Here is a 17,893-nt window from a genome sequence, read left to right as displayed (position 1 = left end):
GCCGTGATCAGGCGAGCGCGGCGGCGGCGCTTGTCATCGCCGCGCAAGGCCGGGGATACTGCGACGTTGCGCCCAAGGAGCGGTAACGCATGATGCTTTTGCTGGCGTTCGCCTATTACGGCGGACCGATCTGGGTGGCGGGGCTGCTGGCCTGGGTCGGCTATGCACAACGCGCGCGCCGTCCGGGATTCAATCGCTGGTACGCGGCCGCCGCTGTATGCGCGGCGTTAGGTGCCGCGGCCTTGTGCTTTTGGCACCTGTGGGCCGGAGCGATGCGCGGGGTGGGCGGCTGAATGCGTGGGACCCCCGCGCGGTCGCAGCCACTGCGACCGCGCAGGTGTCTAATGTCACTTCACCGCCGGCGCTTCGATCTTGATACTGGGATCGTTGAAGCGCGAGTACTTCAATGTCGAGGTGTACGTCTTGCCGGACACTTCGGCGACGTTCACCGCCTGCACCGGATAACCGTTGGCCGCGACCCAGAAGGTCGAGGAGGACTTGGGTTGGCTGTTCTCGACTTTGTACTTCTTGGTGGCCACCCCGCCGATGGTCTCGGCGCCCAGCGCCGTCACCTTCAGGGTCTGCTGATTGCCGAGGATCTTGTCGCGGCTGCGCGTGGCCGCCACGCCGCCGCCGGGCGAGGCCTGCTTGCGGGTCTTGCCCTGCATCGTCAGGTACATGGTGTCGCCGATCATGATCTGCTCGCCCATCGCGCCCATCTTGATGCGGATGCGGTCGGGAGCGACGAAGTCGGTTTCGGTGCCCGGGCCGGGGCCCATGCTCATGCTGGCGTGGTAGGTCTTCGCGGCGAGGAATTTATCGACCGCGGCGACGACCTCTTCTTTCGGGCCGGCCGAGGCCAGGCCGGACGCGCACAGGCCGAGCAGCAGCACCGCGGGGGGCAGTGTTGCGGATAATGAGGTCTTGATCACGTAGGATCCTTAAGTTCGATGGTGGCGGCCGGACAGCGGCCGGTGCCATGCTAGTTGTGTCCCCACCGCCTCGACCAGACCCCGCCGACATGGAACGTATCGAACGCATCCACGCGTTGCACCGGATTCTCACTGCGGCCAGGTATCCGGTCACAGTTCAGCGCCTCCAGGAAGACCTGGAATGCTCGCGCGCGACCGTTTATCGGGATCTGGCCTACCTGCGCGACTACCTGATGGCACCGGTGGTCGGCAACGGCGAGGCCGGGTTCCGCTACGACACCAGCGAAGGCGACCGCTTCGAGCTGCCCGGCCTGTGGCTGAGCTCGGAAGAGCTGCACTCGTTGCTGGCCGCGCAGCAGTTGCTGATGCGCAGCGGCGGCGGGGTGCTGTCCAACGCGCTCGCACCGTTGCAGCAGCGCATCGAAAAACTTCTCGACGAACACGCCGGCGGCCGCCGCCTGCCGGTGGAGCGGGTGCGGGTTATTCCGCACCGCACCCGGCGCCTGGACGAAACCGCGTTCCGCTGCGTCGCCACCGCGGTGCTCGACCGCAAGCAGCTCACGTTCGAATACCGCGCCCGTTCCACCGACGAGCGCACGCGCCGCAGCGTATCGCCGCAGCGGCTGACCCATTACCGCGAAAACTGGTACCTCGACGCCTGGGACAACGAGCGCGACGCGCTGCGCAGTTTCTCGGTCGATCGGATCAGCGCGGCCAAGGTCGGCGAGGCCATCGCCCGCGATGTCGCCGACGAAGAGCTCGATCAACACCTGGCTTCCAGCTACGGCATTTTCTCCGGCGCGCCCAAGGGCTGGGCGACCATCGTCTTCAGTGCCAAGGCCGCGCGCTGGGTCGCCGACGAGCATTGGCATTCGCAGCAACAGGGCCGTTTCCTGCCCGACGGCCGCTATGAGCTCAAGGTGCCCTACAGCGCCGGGCGCGAGTTGTTGATGGACGTGATGCATTACGGCAGCGATGCTGAAATCGTCGAGCCGGTGGTGCTGCGCGAGCAGGCCAAGTCGATGCTGGAACTGGCGCTGAGCAACTACGGTCACTGATGGCCGGAGCCGACGCCCCGCACATTCAAAGCGGCGAACCGGTCGCGCTGGTTCTGGGCGCGGGCGGCGCGCGCGGGCTGGCGCAGATCGGCGTGATCGAAGCGCTGCAGGAGCGCGGGCTGCGCATCGTCTCGATCGCCGGTTCCTCCAGCGGCGCGCTGGTCGGCGGCTTGTTCGCCGCCGGCAAGATGGGCGTCTATCGCGACTGGCTCTACAGCATGAGCCGCACCGACATGCTGCGGCTGCTCGATCCGGTGTTCGGCCAGCCGGCGCTGTTCCGCGGCGAGCGGCTGATGCACGCGCTGCGCGAACTCGCCGGCGAGCCGCGCATCGAAGACCTGGAAGTGGATTTCACCGCCGTCGCAGTCGATTTGGTACGCCAGCGCGAGGTATGGCTGCGCGAAGGCGACCTGTGGGACGCGGTGCGCGCCTCGATCGCGATCCCCGGCGTGTTCACGCCTTACGAATTGCACGGCCGCGAACTGGTCGATGGCGGCCTGTTGGCGCCGTTGCCGATCACCGCCACGCGCCTGTCCGATGCGCAGCGCCTGATCGCGGTGGACATGCACGGCTGGCCCGACCAGCCGCCGGGCGGGCTGGCGCATCACAACGGCGCCGACAAGGCGCAGGCCTTGCAGGTGGCGTCGATCAAGCCGCCGTCGCTGTTGTCGCGCTGGTTCCGCCGCAGCTATCAGCCCGAGGCCAACGCTGCGGGCGAGGAAGCGCCGCACGAGTTGAGTTTCAGCGAGTTGATGGCGCGTTCGTTGGACATGATGCAGGCGCAGATCGCGCGCGTGCAGTTGGCGTTGGACCCGCCGGAGCTGGTGATTCGGATTCCGCGCGATGCCTGTCAGTTCTATGAGTTCTGGCGGGCGAAGGAATTGATCGCGCTGGGGCGGGAAGAGGCGGAGAAGGCCTTGGACAAGGCGGGGTACTGAGGGCGCGTTCGGGGCCTTTGGTATCTGGCTTTCGGCGTGTGGGTATTCGCGCTTGGGGTGCGGCTTTTGCGGCCGTTGGGCTCTTGGAAGATGGTTCCATCTTTCGGTTGCTGTTTCGGATAAACGACACTTGAAGTTGCAAGCTTGCGCTGCGGCTGCGGCTGCGGCTGCGGCTGCGGCTGCGGCTGCGGCTGCACTACGCCTGCCTGTGGCCGTTGCCGGGGCTGTTGTTGTTGCAGTTGCTGTGGCGGTTGCCGTTGCTGTTGCCGTTGCTGTTGCTGTTGCCGTTGCCGTTGCCGTTGCCGTTGCCGAGATTTTGCTTTGGCTTGATTTTACTTTTGAAGTGCTTCGGCTTCGGCTTCGGCTTCGGCTTCGCTTTTGTTTTTGCTGTTGCCGTTGCTGGGCGCCGCCTGTAACTCGCGAGACCGAAGGACACCCGGAGGGCGGCGCACATGGACGTGCGCCGGGTGCCACCTTGGGCAGGATGCCCAATGTGGCACCTGCCTGCGCAAGCACCGCACTCGTGGCTTTTGACTCGAAACAGCCCAAAGCGTTTTCTTTGGTTACTTTCTTTGTCGCTTTGGACAAAGAAAGTGACCCGCCGCTCCATGGCGGAAGCTTTAGGCGTTTGATCTTGCTTCCGCTCTTGCTCTTGCTCTTGCTCTTGCTTGAGGCTTCTTTTGCTCGTCATTCCCGCGAAGGCGGGAATCCAGCGACTTCAAGCGTTCTCGCACGAAAGGCCCTGGATTCCCGCCTTCGCGGGAATGACGAGCAAAAAGGCAGAAGCTCTCAAGCAAGATCAAGATCAAACGCTAAACGCTTCCGCCATAGAGCGGCGGGTCACTTTCTTTGTCCAAAGCCACAAAGAAAGTAACCAAAGAAAGGGCTTTAGGCTGTTTCGAGTCAAAAGCCACGAGTGCGATGCCTGCGCAGGCAGGTCCCACATTGGGCATCCTGCCCAAGGTGGGACCCGGCGCACGTCCATGTGCGCCGCCCTCCGGGTGTCCCTGGTCTCGCGAGTTACAAGCTGCGCCCAGCAACGGCAACAGCAACAGCAACAAAAGCAAAGCCGAAGCCGAAGCAGGGCATGGCAAAGCCAAGCCAAGCCAAGCCAAGCCAAGCCAAAGCAAAATCTCGGCAACGGCAACGGCAACGGCAACGGCAACGGCAACCGCATCCGCAACCGCAACCGCAACCGCAACCGCGCGAGCCGCCGCGCCGCGGCGGCTACGACCGCAATGGCCAACCAAGCGCCCAAGCCCCATCCTGATCAACGGTCCTGAACATCGCAGCCTCTGAGACGCAGCCCCCGGAAGGTGGAATCCCGACAGCCCACCCCTCAAGCACCGTTCCGGAGTCAGGTCATGACCGCTACCGCGCCCACCGCCCGTTCCGCCGCCGATGAGGCCGGCTCTCTCCACGCCGACCTGGACACCGCGCTCGGTTACGCGGTCGCCATCGGCTGCCTGCTGGTGCTGATGCTGCCCGGCGCGCGCGGCAGTCATGCCGTCATCGGCTGGCTGCCGTTGTGGTTGGTGGCGATGCCGGCGCTGGCGTGGTGGGCGCTGCATCGGTTCCGGCTGCCGTCGTGGCGGCAGAACCCGGCCAGTCAGGCCGAACCGGCGCTGCGCCGCCGCCGCCGCGGATCGGTGCAGGCGCGCCGCCGCCTGCGCCCGGCGGTCACGGCGTGGCCGCTGCCGCGGGTGGCTTGATCGATACGGCGCCGGCGCGCCGCCTGTGCGGAATGTGGCGGCGCGCCGGCCGCGAATGCGGCGGCCGGGCGCACTCCCGGCGGCACCGCGGCAGCGCGCGGGCAACGCGCCAAACCGGGCAACTCCCTACATGACCTTGGACAGGGCGGAGCCCCTCCCGCCCTGTGCTAGCGTGGCGGCCTTCCTTTTGCACCGGATGAGCCATGCCCACGATGTCGCAGACCTGTCAGTCCTTGTTGTTCGCGGCCGGTCTGGCCGCGGCTTCGGCCTCCGGCGCCGTACACGCCCAGGAGGCGCCCGTGACCGACGATCCCTATGCCTGGCTCGAAGACGTCGAGGGCAAGCGCGCGCTGGACTGGGTCCACGCCCGCAACGCCAAGACCGAAGCGCAGCTGGCGGCGACGCCGCAGTTCAAGCAGCTCGAAAGCAGCATCCTCGCCATCCTGGATTCCAACGCCAAGATCCCCGGCGTGGAGAAGATCGGCGCCTACTACTACAACTTCTGGAAGGACGCGCAGCATCAGCGCGGTCTGTGGCGCCGCACCACGCTGGAGGAGTACCGCAAGGACCAGCCCAAGTGGGAGACGGTGATCGACCTGGACGCGCTCAACGCGCAGGAAAACGAGCAATGGGTCTGGCACGGCGCCGAATGCCTGCGGCCTGAATATCAGCGCTGCCTGATCGCGCTGTCGCGCGGCGGCTCCGACGCCGACGTTACCCGCGAGTTCGACCTCACCAGCAAGACCTGGATCAAGGACGGCTTCTTCCGTCCCGAAGCCAAGGGCAACCTGAGCTGGATCGATCGCGACCACGTCTACGTCGCCACCGATTTCGGCAAGGGCACGATGACGACCTCGGGCTACGCGCGCACCGTGCGCCTGTGGAAGCGCGGCACGCCGATGGCCGAGGCCACGCCGGTGTACGAGGGCAAGGACAGCGACATGTCGGTGGCGGCCTGGCACGACCCGACCGAGGGCTTCGAGCGCGATTTCGTCCAGCGCGCGCTGGCGTTCTACAACGATGAGCTGTACCTGCGCGGCCAGGACGGCAAGCTGACAAAGATCGATCTGCCCAACTCGGCCAACAAGTACGTTCACCGCGAATGGCTGATCGCCGAGCTGCGCGACGCGTATGAAGCCGGCGGCAAGAAGTACGCCTCCGGCAGCCTGATCGCGATCAAGTTCGACGACTTCCTCAAGGGCAAGCGCGGCTTCACCACCTTGTTCGCGCCGACCGACACCACTTCGCTGGCGAGCGCGGTGTGGACGCGCCATCACCTGGTCGTCAACGTGCTCGACGACGTCAAGTACAAGCTCAGCGTGCTGACGCCGCCGGCCGATGCCGGCGCGGGCGAATGGACGCGCAGCGCCTTCGTCGGCGCGCCGGCGTTCGGCACGGTGTCGGTGGGCGCGGTGGACAGCGACGACAGCGACGCGGTGTGGCTGAGCGCGTCGGACTACGTCACCCCGACCACGCTGGCGCTGGCCGACATCGGCAAGCCGCCGCAGACGCTCAAGACCAATCCGACCTTCTTCGATTCCTCCAAGGACACGATCGAGCAACACTTCGCCAAGAGCGAAGACGGCACCCGCGTGCCGTATTTCGTGGTGCGGCCGAAGGATCTGAAGTTCGACGGCAAGGCGCCGACGCTGCTGTACGGCTACGGTGGTTTCGAAATCTCGCTGACCCCGGCCTATTCCGGCGGCATCGGCAAGGGCTGGCTGGAGAAGGGCGGCGTGTACGCGGTCGCCAACATCCGCGGCGGCGGCGAGTACGGTCCGCGCTGGCACCAGGCCGCGCTCAAGGCCAATCGCCACAAGGCCTATGAGGATTTCGCCGCGGTCGGCCGCGACCTGATCGCGCGCAAGATCACCAGCACCCCGCACCTGGGCGTGCAGGGCGGCAGCAACGGCGGCCTGCTCACCGGCAACATGCTGACCCAGTACCCGGAGCTGTTCGGCGCGGTGGTGGTGCAGGTGCCGCTGCTCGACATGAAGCGCTACAACCACTTGCTGGCCGGCGCTTCGTGGATGGCCGAATACGGCAATCCGGACACCGCCGACTGGTCGTTCATCAAGACCTTCTCGCCGTACCACCTGTTCGACGCCAAGCGCGAATACCCGCCGGTGATCTTCATGACCTCGACCAAGGACGACCGCGTCCATCCGGGCCATGCGCGCAAGATGGCGGCGAAGATGCTCGACGCCGGCAAGAACGTGACCTACTACGAAAACGTCGAAGGCGGCCACGGCGGCGCGGCCAACAACGCCCAGCAGGCGCACATGAACGCCCTGGCCTACACCTTCCTGTGGGAACAACTGGCGAAGTGACCGGCGCGGCCGGCTCGCACGGATCGGCCATCCAACGGGCGCCTTCGGGCGCCCGTTGGCGCGTTGCGGCCCCGCTGTCGCGGGCCACGCCATTGCGTATCACGTAATCGGACCCTATATGAAACCGACTCTATTCACGTTAGCGGCCACGCTCCTGATGACCACGACCCTCTCCGTCTCCGCCGCCGGCCTGCCCACGCCGCCCGACGCCGCCAAGAAGCCGCATGAAGTCAAGGCGCCGCACGGCGCCCAGCGCAGCGACGAGTACTACTGGTTGCGCGACGACAAGCGCAAGAACCCGCAGATGCTGGCGTACCTCAACGCCGAGAACGCCTACGCCGACGCGTTCATGAAGCCGCTCAAGCCGCTGGAAGACAAGCTGTACGACGAGATCGTCGGCCGCATCAAGCAGGACGACAGCTCGGTGCCGTACCGCGAGCGCGGCTACTGGTACTACACCCGCTTCGAAACCGGCCAGGACTATCCGATCCACGCGCGCCGCAAGGGCAGCATGGAGGAGGCCGAGCAGATCCTGCTCGACGTCAACGCCATGGCCAAGGGCAAGGATTACTTCAACGTCGGCGGCATGGAACTGACCCAGGACAACACCATCCTGGCCTGGGCCGACGACGCCGTCGGCCGCCGTCAGTACAAGATCCGTTTCAAGAATCTGGCGACCGGCGAGATCTATCCGGAGGTCATCGATAACGCCTCCACCGACCTGGTATGGGCCGACGACAACAAGACCCTGTTCTACGTCGAGAACGATCCGGAAACGCTGCTGACCGTGCGGGTCAAGAAGCACGTGCTCGGCACGCCGGCGGCCAGCGACACGCTGGTCTACGAGGAAAAGGACGACAGCTTCTACATGGGCATCGGCCGCACCCGCGACGACGCCTACCTGTGCATCAGCGTGCACAGCACGGTGTCGAGCGAAACCCGTTGCGCGCCGGCCGCCGATCCGAAGCAGTTCGTGGTGCTGGCGCCGCGCGAGCGCGATGTCGAATACGACGCCGACCGTCTCGACGGCCGCTGGGTGATCCGCACCAACGCCCCCGGCGCCGACGGCAAGCCGGCGCCGAACTTCAAGCTGGTCACCGCGCCGGACGGTTCGCAGTCGCGCAAGGAGTGGAAGGACTGGATCGCCCACCGCGACGACGTGTTCATCGAAGGCTTCGAACTGTTCGACGGCTTCACCGCGGTGGCCGAACGCTCCAACGCGCTCGAACGCCTGCGCCTGATCGGCAAGGACGGCAAGGAAGAGTTCGTCAAGGCCGATGAGCCGGCGTTCTCGATGGGCCTGTCCACCAATTCCGAACACGACACGCCGTGGCTGCGCTACACCTACACCTCGCTGACCACGCCGGCGACCACCTACGAGCTCAATACGAAGACCGGCGAGCGCAAGCTGCTCAAGCGCCAGCCGGTGATCGGCTTCGACGCGGACAAGTACGTGACCGAGCGCTTCTGGGCGACCGCGCGCGACGGCGTCAAAGTGCCGGTGTCGCTGGTGTACAAGAAGGGCTTCGAGAAGAACGGCAAGGCGGCGATGCTGCAGTACGCCTACGGCAGCTACGGCCTGTCGATGGACCCGGGCTTCAACAGCACCATCGTCAGCCTGCTCGATCGCGGCATGGTCTATGCCATCGCCCACATCCGCGGCGGCCAGGAAATGGGCCGCAAGTGGTACGACGACGGCAAGCTGTTCCACAAGAAGAACACCTTCACCGACTTCATCGACGTCACCGAAGACCTGGTCAAGGCCGGCTACGCCGCGCCCGACCGCGTCGCCGCGTACGGCGGCAGCGCCGGCGGCCTGTTGATGGGCGCGATCAGCAACATGGCGCCGGACAAATACCGCGTGGTGTTGTCGCAGGTGCCGTTCGTGGACGTGGTGACCACCATGCTCGACGCCAGCATTCCGCTGACCACGAACGAGTACGACGAATGGGGTAATCCGGAGAAGAAGGATTACTACGACTACATGCTCACTTATTCGCCCTACGACAACTTGAAGAAGCAGGCGTATCCGGCGATGTTCGTCGGCACCGGCCTGTGGGATTCGCAGGTGCAGTACTGGGAGCCGGCCAAGTACGTGGCGCGTCTGCGCGACCTGGACACCGGCGCGCAGCCGGTGTTGTTCCGCACCAACATGGACGCCGGCCACGGCGGCAAGTCCGGCCGCTTCCGCAAGTACCGCGAACAGTCGGAGATGTATGCCTTCATGATCGATCAGATGCAGGTCAGCGCGGATATTTCGATCAAGTAAGCGCCGCGCCGCGGCCTTCGGGCCGGTGTAATGGTCAGACGAACCCGGCGTATGCCGGGTTCGTTGTTTTCGGCGCTGGGGTTGGGGGGGCGTGTGTTGTGGAAGCTGCGTAGTCGCTGAGCGAAAAGCATCGGGGCTGAAGCCCCTCCCACAAAAATCATCGGAGCCACGGCCGCTCTTGTGGGAGGGGCTTTAGCCCCGATGCTTTCGCGGCTCTTGTGGGAGGGGCTTCAGCCCCGATGCTCTTCGCTCAAATCGCCGCGCAGCCCCACCTTCAACACCCCGCTTGAAACCCCCGCGATCCCCGCCATCTCTCCCGCACCCCCGACAACAACTGCGCCCAGCCGCATACTCCCGGCATGCCCGTTCCGCCCACCTCCGCCGACCCCCAGCCCGGGCAGGACGCCGAGCGCACCGACGCCGCGCCCTCCGCCGCGCCGGCCCCCGAACCCACGCGCCCGCAAGCCCAAAGCCGCTTCCGCTGGGCCTGGTGGCTGCTGGCCTACACCAGCCTGGGCCTGGGCATCGTCGGTATCGTCGTGCCGGGGCTGCCGACGGTGCCGTTCGTGCTGCTGTCGGCGTTCGCCGCCGCGCGCGGCTCCGAGCGCCTGCACGCGCGCCTGCTTGCGCACCGCCAGTTCGGGCCGATGATCCGCGACTGGCAGGCGCACGGCGCGGTCAGCCGCCGGGCCAAGCGCCTGGCAGTGTCGATGATGGCGGTGTGCGCGGCGATCATGATCCTGACCTCGCCCAAGTGGTGGATGTGGGCGAGCGGCATCGCGATCATGACCGCGGTCGCGATCTGGCTGTGGCGCCGGCCGGAACCGCCGCGCGGCTGAGCGCTCAGCCTGAACCGGCGCAACCTCGCCGCGCGCCCGACCGCGCCGGCCGGGTTCGTTTCGGCCGGCCTCGCGGGCTACACTTCGGCCCATGAATGCACGCCATGCCACGTCCCCGATTTCGACCGCGCTGATCGCGAGCGCACTGACCCTGGTCCTGAGCGCTTGCGGCAACAAGGGCCCGCTGGTCCTGCCGACCCAGCCCGCGCCGCAGCAGGCGCCGCGCGCCAAGCCCGGCGAAGTGCCGGTGACCATCTCCAACGCCAACGACCCGCCGGTCGCCACCGATCCGAACACGGCCAAGAAGTCCACGCTGCCGGCGCCGCCGCTGCAGTCGGTGCTGCCCCCGGCCGGGACCAAGGACGCCGAGGGCAAGGACAAGAAGACCCAGGACGGCAAGGACGGACAAACGCCGGCCGATCCGCCGGTCGAGCCCACTCCCGCCTCCTCCGGCGGCCAGGGCGATGGCTGAGTCCGCGATCGCCGCGGCCGCGCCGCAGCGTTTCAGCAAGATGCACGGCGCCGGCAACGACTTCGTCGTGCTGGATCTGCGCGGCGGCCAGCCGCAACCCGACGCCGCGCTGTGCCGCCACTTCGCCGACCGCCACCTCGGCGTGGGCTGCGATCAGATCCTCACCATCGAAGACCCGCTCAGCGACGGCGCGGTCGCCTCCTACCGGATCTGGAATTCCGACGGCTCGGCCTCGCAGCAATGCGGCAACGGCGCGCGCTGCATCGCCGCCTGGCTGGTCCGCGACGGCGCCGCCGGCGAGGGCAGCTTCGCGGTGGACAGCCCGGCCGGACGCCATGCGGTGTGGCCGCTCGGCGAGGGCCGCTACCGCATCGACATGGGCCGGCCTGAGTTCGATCCCGCGCGCATCCCGCTGCACGGCTATTCGACCCGCCAGGACCAGTACGTCCTCGACGTCCACGACACCGTGATCGGTTTCGGCGCGGTATCGATGGGCAATCCGCACGCGGTGATCGAAGTGGACGACGTCGATGCCGCGCCGGTGGAAACCATCGGCCCGATGCTGCAATCCAGCGCGGAGTTTCCCGAATCGGCCAACGTCGGTTTCGCGCAAGTCATCGCGCCCGACCGCATCCGCCTGCGCGTGTACGAGCGCGGCGTCGGCGAAACCCTGGCCTGCGGCAGCGGCGCCTGCGCCGCCGCGGCGGTGCTGATGCAGCGCGGCCGCATCCAGCGCGAGGTCGCCGTGCAATTGCCCGGCGGCGAGTTGCGCATCGTCTGGCCCGATGACGACAGCACCTTGTCGATGTCCGGGCCGACCGCATTCGTATTCGAAGGAGAATGGAACCGATGAGCGACAGATCCGGCGACAAGCCGGCCGAGCCCGGCGCGCACGAAATCGCCGCATGGCTGCGCCGCCATCCGCGCTTCCTGCAGCAGTTCCCCGACCTGTCGATGAGCCTGGTGGTGCCGCGCGAGGAAGGCTCGGCCGCCTCGCTGGCGAGCTACCAGCTGGAAGTGCTGCGCGACAAGAACCGCGAACTGTCGCGGCGCCTGCACGAATTGTTCGGCAACGCGCAGGAAAACGAGCGCCTGGCCGTGCGCACCCACCAGCTGACTTTGGCGCTGATGCGCCAGACCAACGCCGCCGACACATTGCGCGCGATGGCCGCGAGCCTGGCGGAGGATTTCAACGGCGATCTGGTCCGGCTGATCGTGTTCCGCCGCTACGATACCCTGGCCGACAGCGAATGGCTGCAGGTCATCGAAGAAACCGACCCGCGCCTGCAACCGTTCCGCGACGTGCTCAACGACGGCGAACCGCTGTGCGGCCGCCTGCAGCCGGAAAAACACGCCGTGCTGTACGGCGAGCGCGCCGGCGACGTGCAATCCACCGCTTTGCTGGCGCTGCCCGGCACCGGCCTGATCGCGGTCGGCAGCCGCGACGCCAACCGTTTCTTCCCCGGCATGGGCACCTTGTTCCTGCGCATGATGGGCGAGTCGCTGGCGGTGGCGTTGCGGCGTTACGACTGACCCGTCGCCGCCGCGCGACGCTTGCGCGCGCAGCGGGTTCGCGCGGACGCATGCCGCCCGCGTTCGAAGCGCGTAGGATCGCCTGACATGAGCGCCGTCGCCGACTTCCTCGACCATCTGCGCGTGGAAAAGCGCATGTCCGCGCATACGCTGGACGCCTACCAGCGCGATCTGGGCGCGTTGACGCAATGGTGCGAACACTACGGCCGCGGCGATGTGCTCGCCTTGCAGGTCGAGGACGTGCGCGCGTTCATCGCCGCCGAACACCGGCGCGGGCTCACCGCCAAGAGCCTGCAACGGCGCTTGTCGGCCTGCCGCAGCTTCTACGCTTGGCAGGTCAAGCAGGGCGCGTTGCCGGCCAGCCCGGCCGCGCCGATCCGCGCGCCCAAAGCGCCGCGCAAACTACCGCAGGTGCTCGATCCCGACGAAGCCAAGGCGCTGGTCGAAGTGCCGACCGACGCGCCGCTGGGCCTGCGCGATCGCGCCTTGCTGGAATTGTTCTATTCCTCCGGCATCCGCCTGAGCGAGCTGTGCGCGCTGCGCTGGCGCGATCTGGATCTCGACGACGCGCTGGTGACGGTGCTGGGCAAGGGCAGCAAGCAACGCATCGTGCCGCTGGGCTCGCATGCGCGCCAGGCGCTGGCGCAATGGCGTGCGTCCACCGGCGCCGGTAACGACGCGCAAGTGTTTCCCGGCCGCGGCGGCGGGCCGATCACGCCGCGCGCGGTGCAGTTGCGCATCCGCCAGCTGGCCCAGCGCCAGGGCTTGTTCAAGCGCGTGCACCCGCATCTGCTGCGGCATTCCTTCGCCAGCCACATCCTGGAATCCTCCGGCGATCTGCGCGGCGTGCAGGAACTGCTCGGGCACGCCGACATCGCCACCACCCAGATCTACACGCACCTGGATTTCCAGCATCTGGCGAAGGTGTACGACGCGGCGCATCCGCGCGCCAAGCGGAAGAAGCAGGAGTGAGTTGAGAGGAGTGAGGAAAGAGTGGGGCGGCGTCGGCTCTTACTCGTTCCTCACTCCTCTTAACTCGTTCCCGGCCCCAACGGGGCCCTTGACAAGCGTTCCGGCGACCCCATCCAGGGTTACAGCATCCTGGAGGTCGCAATGGACCCGAGTCAGAATCCCAATGTGTTTCACGCAACGACCATCGTCTCGGTACGCCGCGACGGGCGCGTCGCCGTGGCCGGCGACGGCCAGGTGACGCTGGGTCACACGGTCATGAAATCCAACGCGCGCAAAGTGCGGCGCCTGGGCCGCGACGGCCAGGTCCTGGCCGGTTTCGCCGGCGCCGCCGCCGACGCGTTCACCCTGTTCGAATTGTTCGAAGCCAAGCTGGAAAAGCACGGCCAGTTGACCCGCGCCGCGGTCGAGTTGGCCAAAGACTGGCGCACCGAACGGCGCCTGGGAAAACTCGAAGCGCTGCTCGCGGTGGCCGATAAGGAAACGTCCTTGATCATCAGCGGCACCGGCGATGTCATCGAACCGGAAGACGGCATCATCGCCATCGGCTCCGGCGGCATGTACGCCTTGTCCGCGGCGCGCGCGCTGATCGCCCACACCCAGCTGGACGCGCGCACCATCGCCACCGAATCGATCGGCATCGCCGGCGATGTGTGCATCTATACCAATCGCAATGTCGTGGTGGAGGAGCTTTAAAGCCGGGAATGGAGAATCGGGAATCGGGAATCGCAAGCGCGATTTCTTCCCGTCTCCGCCGACGGCTCGTGCTCTTTCGATTCCCGATTCTCAATTCCCCATTCCCGAAAAGCCATGAAACCCGACAACAGCCACGCCACCATGACCCCGCGCGAAATCGTGCAGGAGCTGGATCGACACATCGTCGGCCAGCACGCCGCCAAGCGCGCGGTCGCCATCGCGCTGCGCAACCGCTGGCGCCGCATGCAGCTCGACGACGATCTGCGTAACGAAGTCATGCCCAAGAACATCCTCATGATCGGCCCGACCGGCGTGGGCAAGACCGAGATCGCGCGGCGTCTGGCGACCTTGGCCAACGCACCGTTCGTCAAGGTCGAAGCCACCCGCTTCACCGAGGTCGGCTACGTCGGCAAGGACGTGGAGCAGATCGTGCGCGATCTGGCCGACACCGCGGTCAAGCTGTATCGCGAGCAAGCCAAGATCCGCGTGCGCACCCAGGCCGAAGACCGCGCCGAGGACCGCATCCTCGACGCGCTGCTGCCCAAGCGCGTGCCCGGCGGTTTCGGCTTCGGCTCGGAAACCCCCGCCGCCGACCTCAGCGCGCCCGACAACGACACCCGCGCCAAGCTGCGCAAGCAACTGCGCAGCGGCGAGCTGGACGAGCGCGAGATCGAGATCGAAACCGCGGTGAACGTCGGCGTCGACATCATGGCGCCGCCGGGCATGGAAGAAATGGGCCAGCAGCTGCGGCAGATGTTCTCGCAGGTGTCCGGCGGCAAGACCAACAAGAAGCATTTGTCGATCAAGGCCGCGCGTCCGCAGTTGATCGAGGAAGAAGCGGCCAAGCTGGTCAACGAAGACGAGATCCGTCAGGCCGCGATCGAGGCTTGCGAACAGCACGGCATCGTCTTTATCGACGAGATCGACAAGGTTGCCAAGCGCGGCGAATCGGGCATGAGCGGCGGCGATGTCAGCCGCGAAGGCGTGCAGCGCGATCTGCTGCCTCTGGTGGAAGGTTCGACCGTCAGCACCAAGTACGGCGCGGTGAAGACCGACCACATCCTGTTCATCGCTTCGGGCGCGTTCCATTTGGCCAAGCCCAGCGATCTGATTCCGGAGCTGCAGGGCCGTTTCCCGATCCGCGTGGAACTCACCGCGCTGAGCAAGGACGATTTCGTCCGCATCCTGACCGAGCCGAAGGCGGCGTTGACGACGCAGTACGTCGAACTGCTCAAGACCGAGGGCGTGAATCTCACCTTTACCGCCGATGCGGTGGAGCGGTTGGCCGAGATCGCAGCGCAGGTCAACGAGCGCCAGGAAAACATCGGTGCGCGGCGGTTGCATACGGTGCTGGAGCGTCTGCTCGATACCTTGAGCTATGAAGCGCCCGATCGCGATGGGCAGGCGGTAACGATCGATCGCGCGTATGTCGATCAGCATCTGGGCGAGTTGGTGCAGGATCCGGATTTGAGTCGGTACATTCTGTAATCGCTCGCGCTTTTGCCGCGAACTATTACAAACGAGAGCGCTACTAGAGCCCCTCTCCCGCTTGCGGGAGAGGGGTTGGGGTGAGGGGAGCGAGCGTCGCAGGCGCGAGCCGCTTTGCTTTCTTGCATTCCGAAAAGCAAAAGCTCCCCTCACCCTAGCCCTCTCCCGCAAGCGGGAGAGGGAACTCTTCGGACAGGCGGGAGGGAGCATAGTTGCCGCGCCATCCCCCATCCCCTCTGCTACCTTGTCGCCCCATGGACGACACCGCTCTCGCGCCGCGGACCGACGCGCGCACCGACAGCCCCGCGGCACGCACCGCGCTGGTCATCGGCGCCAACGGCTTCCTCGCCGGTTACCTCATCGCCGGCCTGCAACGCCACGGCTGGCGCATCCTGCGCGGCGTGCGCGACAGCGGCCGCGAGTTGCGTGCAGACCAGCGCGTGGCCGATCTGGCGCGCATGACCGCGCCGCAGGACTGGCACGACACCCTGCGCGGCGTGGACGCGGTGATCAACGTAGCCGGCATCCTGCGCGAGAGCGGCGAACAAACTTTCCAGACCATCCACATCGACGGCCCGCTGGCGCTGGCGCAGGCCTGCCTCGACACCGGCGTGCAACGGTTCGTGCAGATCTCGGCCCTGGGCGAACCCGCCGACGGCGGCTTCATCGCCAGCAAGCACCGCTTCGACGACGCGCTGCTGGCGCTACCATTGCGGGCGGTCGTGCTGCGCCCGTCGGTGGTCTACGCCGCGTCGGGCTCGTACGGCGGCACCTCGCTGCTGCGCGCGCTGGCGGCGTTTCCCGGCCGTCATCTGCTGCCCGGCGACGGCCGCTGGCCGTTGCAGCCGGTCGCGGCGGAGGACCTGGGCGAAATCGCCGCGCGCGCGGCGGGGGGCGAGCAGACCGGCATCTATCAGATCGGCAGCCCGCGGCCGATGTCGCTGCGCGAGTATCAACTGGCGTGGCGGCGTTGGCTGCGCATCGACGGCAGCGGCGCGGTGGCGTTTCCCGAAGCGCTGGTGAGCCTGCAGGTCGCGATCAGCGAACGCCTGGGCCGCGGCCCGGTGGGCGAAACCATGTGGCGCATGCTCCGCCGCGGCAACGTGACCGCGCCGGACGCGCACGCGCGCCTGCAGGCCGACTTCGGTTACGCGACGCGCGATCTGACCCAGGCGCTCGCGGCGACGCCGAGCCAGGTGCAGGATCGCTGGCAGGCGCAGCTGTATTTCCTCGCGCCGACGCTGCGTCTGGCGATCGTCGCGCTGTGGCTGATCTCCGCCGTCGCCGGCTGGCTCACGCCGGCGGCGACGATCGAAGCGATGGCCGCGCATTCGCCGATGGTATCGCTGCAGCCGGTGTTACTCGCGCGCGCCACCGCGGGTCTGGACACGGCGCTCGCGCTGGGCTTGTTGTTCGGTTGGCGCGTGCGCTGGATGCTCGGCTTGATGGGCCTCAGCGTGCTGGCCTACACGCTCGCGTTCGGTGTGCTGCTGCCGGCGCAATGGCTGGACCCGCTGGGCGGACTGGCGAAGAATCTGGTGGTGCTGCCCGCGCTCGCGGTGGCCTGGGTGTTGGCGGATCGGAGATAAGGCGGCGATGGATTATCTGTGGGTGAAGTGGATTCACATCCTGTCCTCGACCCTGCTGTTCGGCACGGGCCTGGGCATCGCGTTCTTCTTCTGGATCGCGCACAAGCGCGGCGATCCGAAAGTCATCGCCGAAACCGCGCGCACGGTGGTGATCGCCGACGCCTGTTTCACCGCGCCGGCGGTGATCGTGCAGTTCGCCACCGGCGTGTGGCTAATGCTGCACCTGGGCGTTCCGGCCTCGGTGTTCTGGCTCAAGACCGCGCTGCTGTTGTTCTTCGTGGTCGGCGCGTGCTGGCTGCCGGTGCTGTGGCTGCAGGCGCGCGCGCGGCGATTGGCGGCGCAGGCCGCGGCCGCGGGCGAGCCCTTGCCGGCCGCGTATCACCGCACCATGCGCTGGTGGTTCTGGCTGGGATGGCCGGCGTTTTCCAGCGTGATGGTGATTTTCTGGCTGATGGTGGTGAAACCAACCGGAGCGATGTAGCTCTGCCGCCTCCGCCCAAGCCCCAAATCCCCAAGCCCCAAGCCCCAAATCCTCTCCCTCCATTCGCCCCGTCGCGAATGCCATCACCCCATCCAACCCGCAGCGCTCACCGCCGCCGCTCCAGAATCACCCCCATCGTCGGAAACTCATCGCTGTCGGCCAGCCGCCCGGGCCGGCGTTCGATTTCGACGAAACCTTCCGAGCGATACAGACTCAGCGCCGGCTCGTTGCCGTCCAGGGCCTGGGTGCGGAACAGCGGGCCGGAAAACGCGATCGCATGACGCAGCAGGCTGCGGCCGATGCCGCGCCGATAGCCGTCGGGGTGCACGTACAGCCAGTTCAAGGAACTGCGCCGATAAGCGACGAAGCCTTGCACGATGCCGTCGATCTCGGCGACATCCAGCCGGTCCAGAAACAGGCCCTCGCTGTGCGCGGTGCGCGCCAGGCTGCGGAATGCGGCGACGTCGGCGCTGAGCCGCAGTTCGTCCAGGCGCGCGCGGTCGTGGATTTCGCACAGGCGCGGCCAGTCGCTGAGCAGATAGGGACGAATCAACGGGGGCGGGAGCGACGGCGCGCGCATCGGCAAG

General features: G+C 66.9%; 19 protein-coding genes. 16 read left to right on the top strand and 3 right to left on the bottom strand.

Annotated elements, in window-relative coordinates:
- Positions 1-89: 89 nt before the first annotated feature.
- A complete protein-coding gene (locus AB4Y92_RS14195; RefSeq protein ID WP_441820243.1) occupies positions 90-293 on the top strand; it encodes a hypothetical protein in 204 nt (67 codons plus the stop codon).
- A 54-nt stretch (positions 294-347) separates the two neighbouring features.
- On the opposite strand, the gene AB4Y92_RS14190 is transcribed toward AB4Y92_RS14195, so the two are convergent.
- Positions 348-932: a hypothetical protein gene (locus AB4Y92_RS14190; protein ID WP_441820242.1), complete on the bottom strand. Its 585-nt coding sequence runs from the start codon at positions 930-932 to the stop codon at positions 348-350.
- An 89-nt stretch (positions 933-1,021) separates the two neighbouring features.
- Here AB4Y92_RS14190 and AB4Y92_RS14185 point away from each other — a divergent pair, with 89 nt between their 5' ends.
- Entirely contained in the window at positions 1,022-1,990 is a 969-nt protein-coding gene (locus AB4Y92_RS14185; protein ID WP_057944429.1) for a helix-turn-helix transcriptional regulator, read from the top strand.
- On the top strand, positions 1,990-2,928 hold the full coding sequence (locus tag AB4Y92_RS14180; RefSeq protein WP_441820241.1) for a patatin-like phospholipase family protein: 939 nt from the start codon (positions 1,990-1,992) through the stop codon (positions 2,926-2,928). The genes AB4Y92_RS14185 and AB4Y92_RS14180 overlap by 1 nt, the downstream gene beginning before the upstream one ends.
- 196 nt (positions 2,929-3,124) lie before the next feature.
- Here AB4Y92_RS14180 and AB4Y92_RS14175 read toward each other — a convergent pair whose 3' ends face one another.
- On the bottom strand, positions 3,125-3,382 hold the full coding sequence (locus AB4Y92_RS14175) for a hypothetical protein (RefSeq protein ID WP_441820240.1): 258 nt from the start codon (positions 3,380-3,382) through the stop codon (positions 3,125-3,127).
- Between the two features lie 529 nt (positions 3,383-3,911).
- On the opposite strand from AB4Y92_RS14175, the gene AB4Y92_RS14170 reads away from it, so the two are divergent.
- The 13 genes from AB4Y92_RS14170 (at position 3,912) to AB4Y92_RS14110 (ending at position 17,306) form a co-directional block, all read left to right on the top strand.
- Positions 3,912-4,211 carry a hypothetical protein gene (locus tag AB4Y92_RS14170; RefSeq protein ID WP_441820239.1) on the top strand — a complete coding sequence of 100 codons (300 nt, stop codon included), beginning with the start codon at positions 3,912-3,914 and terminating at the stop codon, positions 4,209-4,211.
- A gap of 81 nt (positions 4,212-4,292) precedes the next feature.
- The gene (locus AB4Y92_RS14165) at positions 4,293-4,640 is read left to right on the top strand and encodes a hypothetical protein (RefSeq protein WP_441820238.1); all 348 of its coding nucleotides are present in this window, start codon (positions 4,293-4,295) and stop codon (positions 4,638-4,640) included.
- Between the two features lie 212 nt (positions 4,641-4,852).
- Complete coding sequence (locus AB4Y92_RS14160) at positions 4,853-6,970, top strand: prolyl oligopeptidase family serine peptidase (protein ID WP_441820260.1); 2,118 nt, start codon at positions 4,853-4,855, stop codon at positions 6,968-6,970.
- A gap of 118 nt (positions 6,971-7,088) precedes the next feature.
- Positions 7,089-9,239, top strand: a complete 2,151-nt coding sequence (locus AB4Y92_RS14155) for a S9 family peptidase (protein ID WP_441820237.1) — start codon at positions 7,089-7,091, stop codon at positions 9,237-9,239.
- Positions 9,240-9,598: 359 nt separating this feature from the next.
- Positions 9,599-10,078 carry a YbaN family protein gene (locus AB4Y92_RS14150; protein WP_441820236.1) on the top strand — a complete coding sequence of 160 codons (480 nt, stop codon included), beginning with the start codon at positions 9,599-9,601 and terminating at the stop codon, positions 10,076-10,078.
- A gap of 91 nt (positions 10,079-10,169) precedes the next feature.
- Entirely contained in the window at positions 10,170-10,550 is a 381-nt protein-coding gene (gene lptM / locus AB4Y92_RS14145) for an LPS translocon maturation chaperone LptM (RefSeq protein WP_441820235.1), read from the top strand.
- Positions 10,543-11,403, top strand: coding sequence for a diaminopimelate epimerase (gene dapF, locus AB4Y92_RS14140; protein WP_441820234.1), 861 nt, complete (start codon positions 10,543-10,545; stop codon positions 11,401-11,403). The genes lptM and dapF overlap by 8 nt, the downstream gene beginning before the upstream one ends.
- Positions 11,391-12,083 carry a DUF484 family protein gene (locus tag AB4Y92_RS14135; RefSeq protein WP_057944422.1) on the top strand — a complete coding sequence of 231 codons (693 nt, stop codon included), beginning with the start codon at positions 11,391-11,393 and terminating at the stop codon, positions 12,081-12,083. Before dapF ends, AB4Y92_RS14135 begins: the two co-directional genes overlap by 13 nt.
- Before the next feature lie 87 nt (positions 12,084-12,170).
- The gene (gene xerC, locus AB4Y92_RS14130) at positions 12,171-13,055 is read left to right on the top strand and encodes a tyrosine recombinase XerC (RefSeq protein ID WP_441820233.1); all 885 of its coding nucleotides are present in this window, start codon (positions 12,171-12,173) and stop codon (positions 13,053-13,055) included.
- A gap of 141 nt (positions 13,056-13,196) precedes the next feature.
- Positions 13,197-13,748: an ATP-dependent protease subunit HslV gene (hslV, locus tag AB4Y92_RS14125; RefSeq protein WP_057944420.1), complete on the top strand. Its 552-nt coding sequence runs from the start codon at positions 13,197-13,199 to the stop codon at positions 13,746-13,748.
- A 141-nt stretch (positions 13,749-13,889) separates the two neighbouring features.
- Positions 13,890-15,236, top strand: coding sequence for an ATP-dependent protease ATPase subunit HslU (gene hslU / locus AB4Y92_RS14120; RefSeq protein ID WP_441820259.1), 1,347 nt, complete (start codon positions 13,890-13,892; stop codon positions 15,234-15,236).
- 254 nt (positions 15,237-15,490) lie between these two features.
- Entirely contained in the window at positions 15,491-16,825 is a 1,335-nt protein-coding gene (locus AB4Y92_RS14115) for an SDR family oxidoreductase (protein ID WP_441820232.1), read from the top strand.
- A gap of 22 nt (positions 16,826-16,847) precedes the next feature.
- Positions 16,848-17,306 (top strand): DUF2269 family protein, encoded by a 459-nt coding sequence (locus AB4Y92_RS14110; protein WP_441820231.1) that lies wholly within the window; start codon positions 16,848-16,850, stop codon positions 17,304-17,306.
- A 106-nt stretch (positions 17,307-17,412) separates the two neighbouring features.
- Here the strand turns inward: AB4Y92_RS14110 and AB4Y92_RS14105 are convergent, their stop codons facing one another.
- Entirely contained in the window at positions 17,413-17,859 is a 447-nt protein-coding gene (locus tag AB4Y92_RS14105) for a GNAT family N-acetyltransferase (protein WP_222837529.1), read from the bottom strand.
- Positions 17,860-17,893 lie beyond the last annotated feature (34 nt).

The sequence above is a fragment of the Lysobacter sp. TAB13 genome, assembly GCF_052113885.1.
GTDB classification, from domain to species: Bacteria; Pseudomonadota; Gammaproteobacteria; order Xanthomonadales; family Xanthomonadaceae; genus Lysobacter; species Lysobacter gummosus.
The sequence above is the reverse complement of the archived record's forward strand: the minus strand, read 5'-3'. Positions and strand labels throughout refer to the sequence as shown.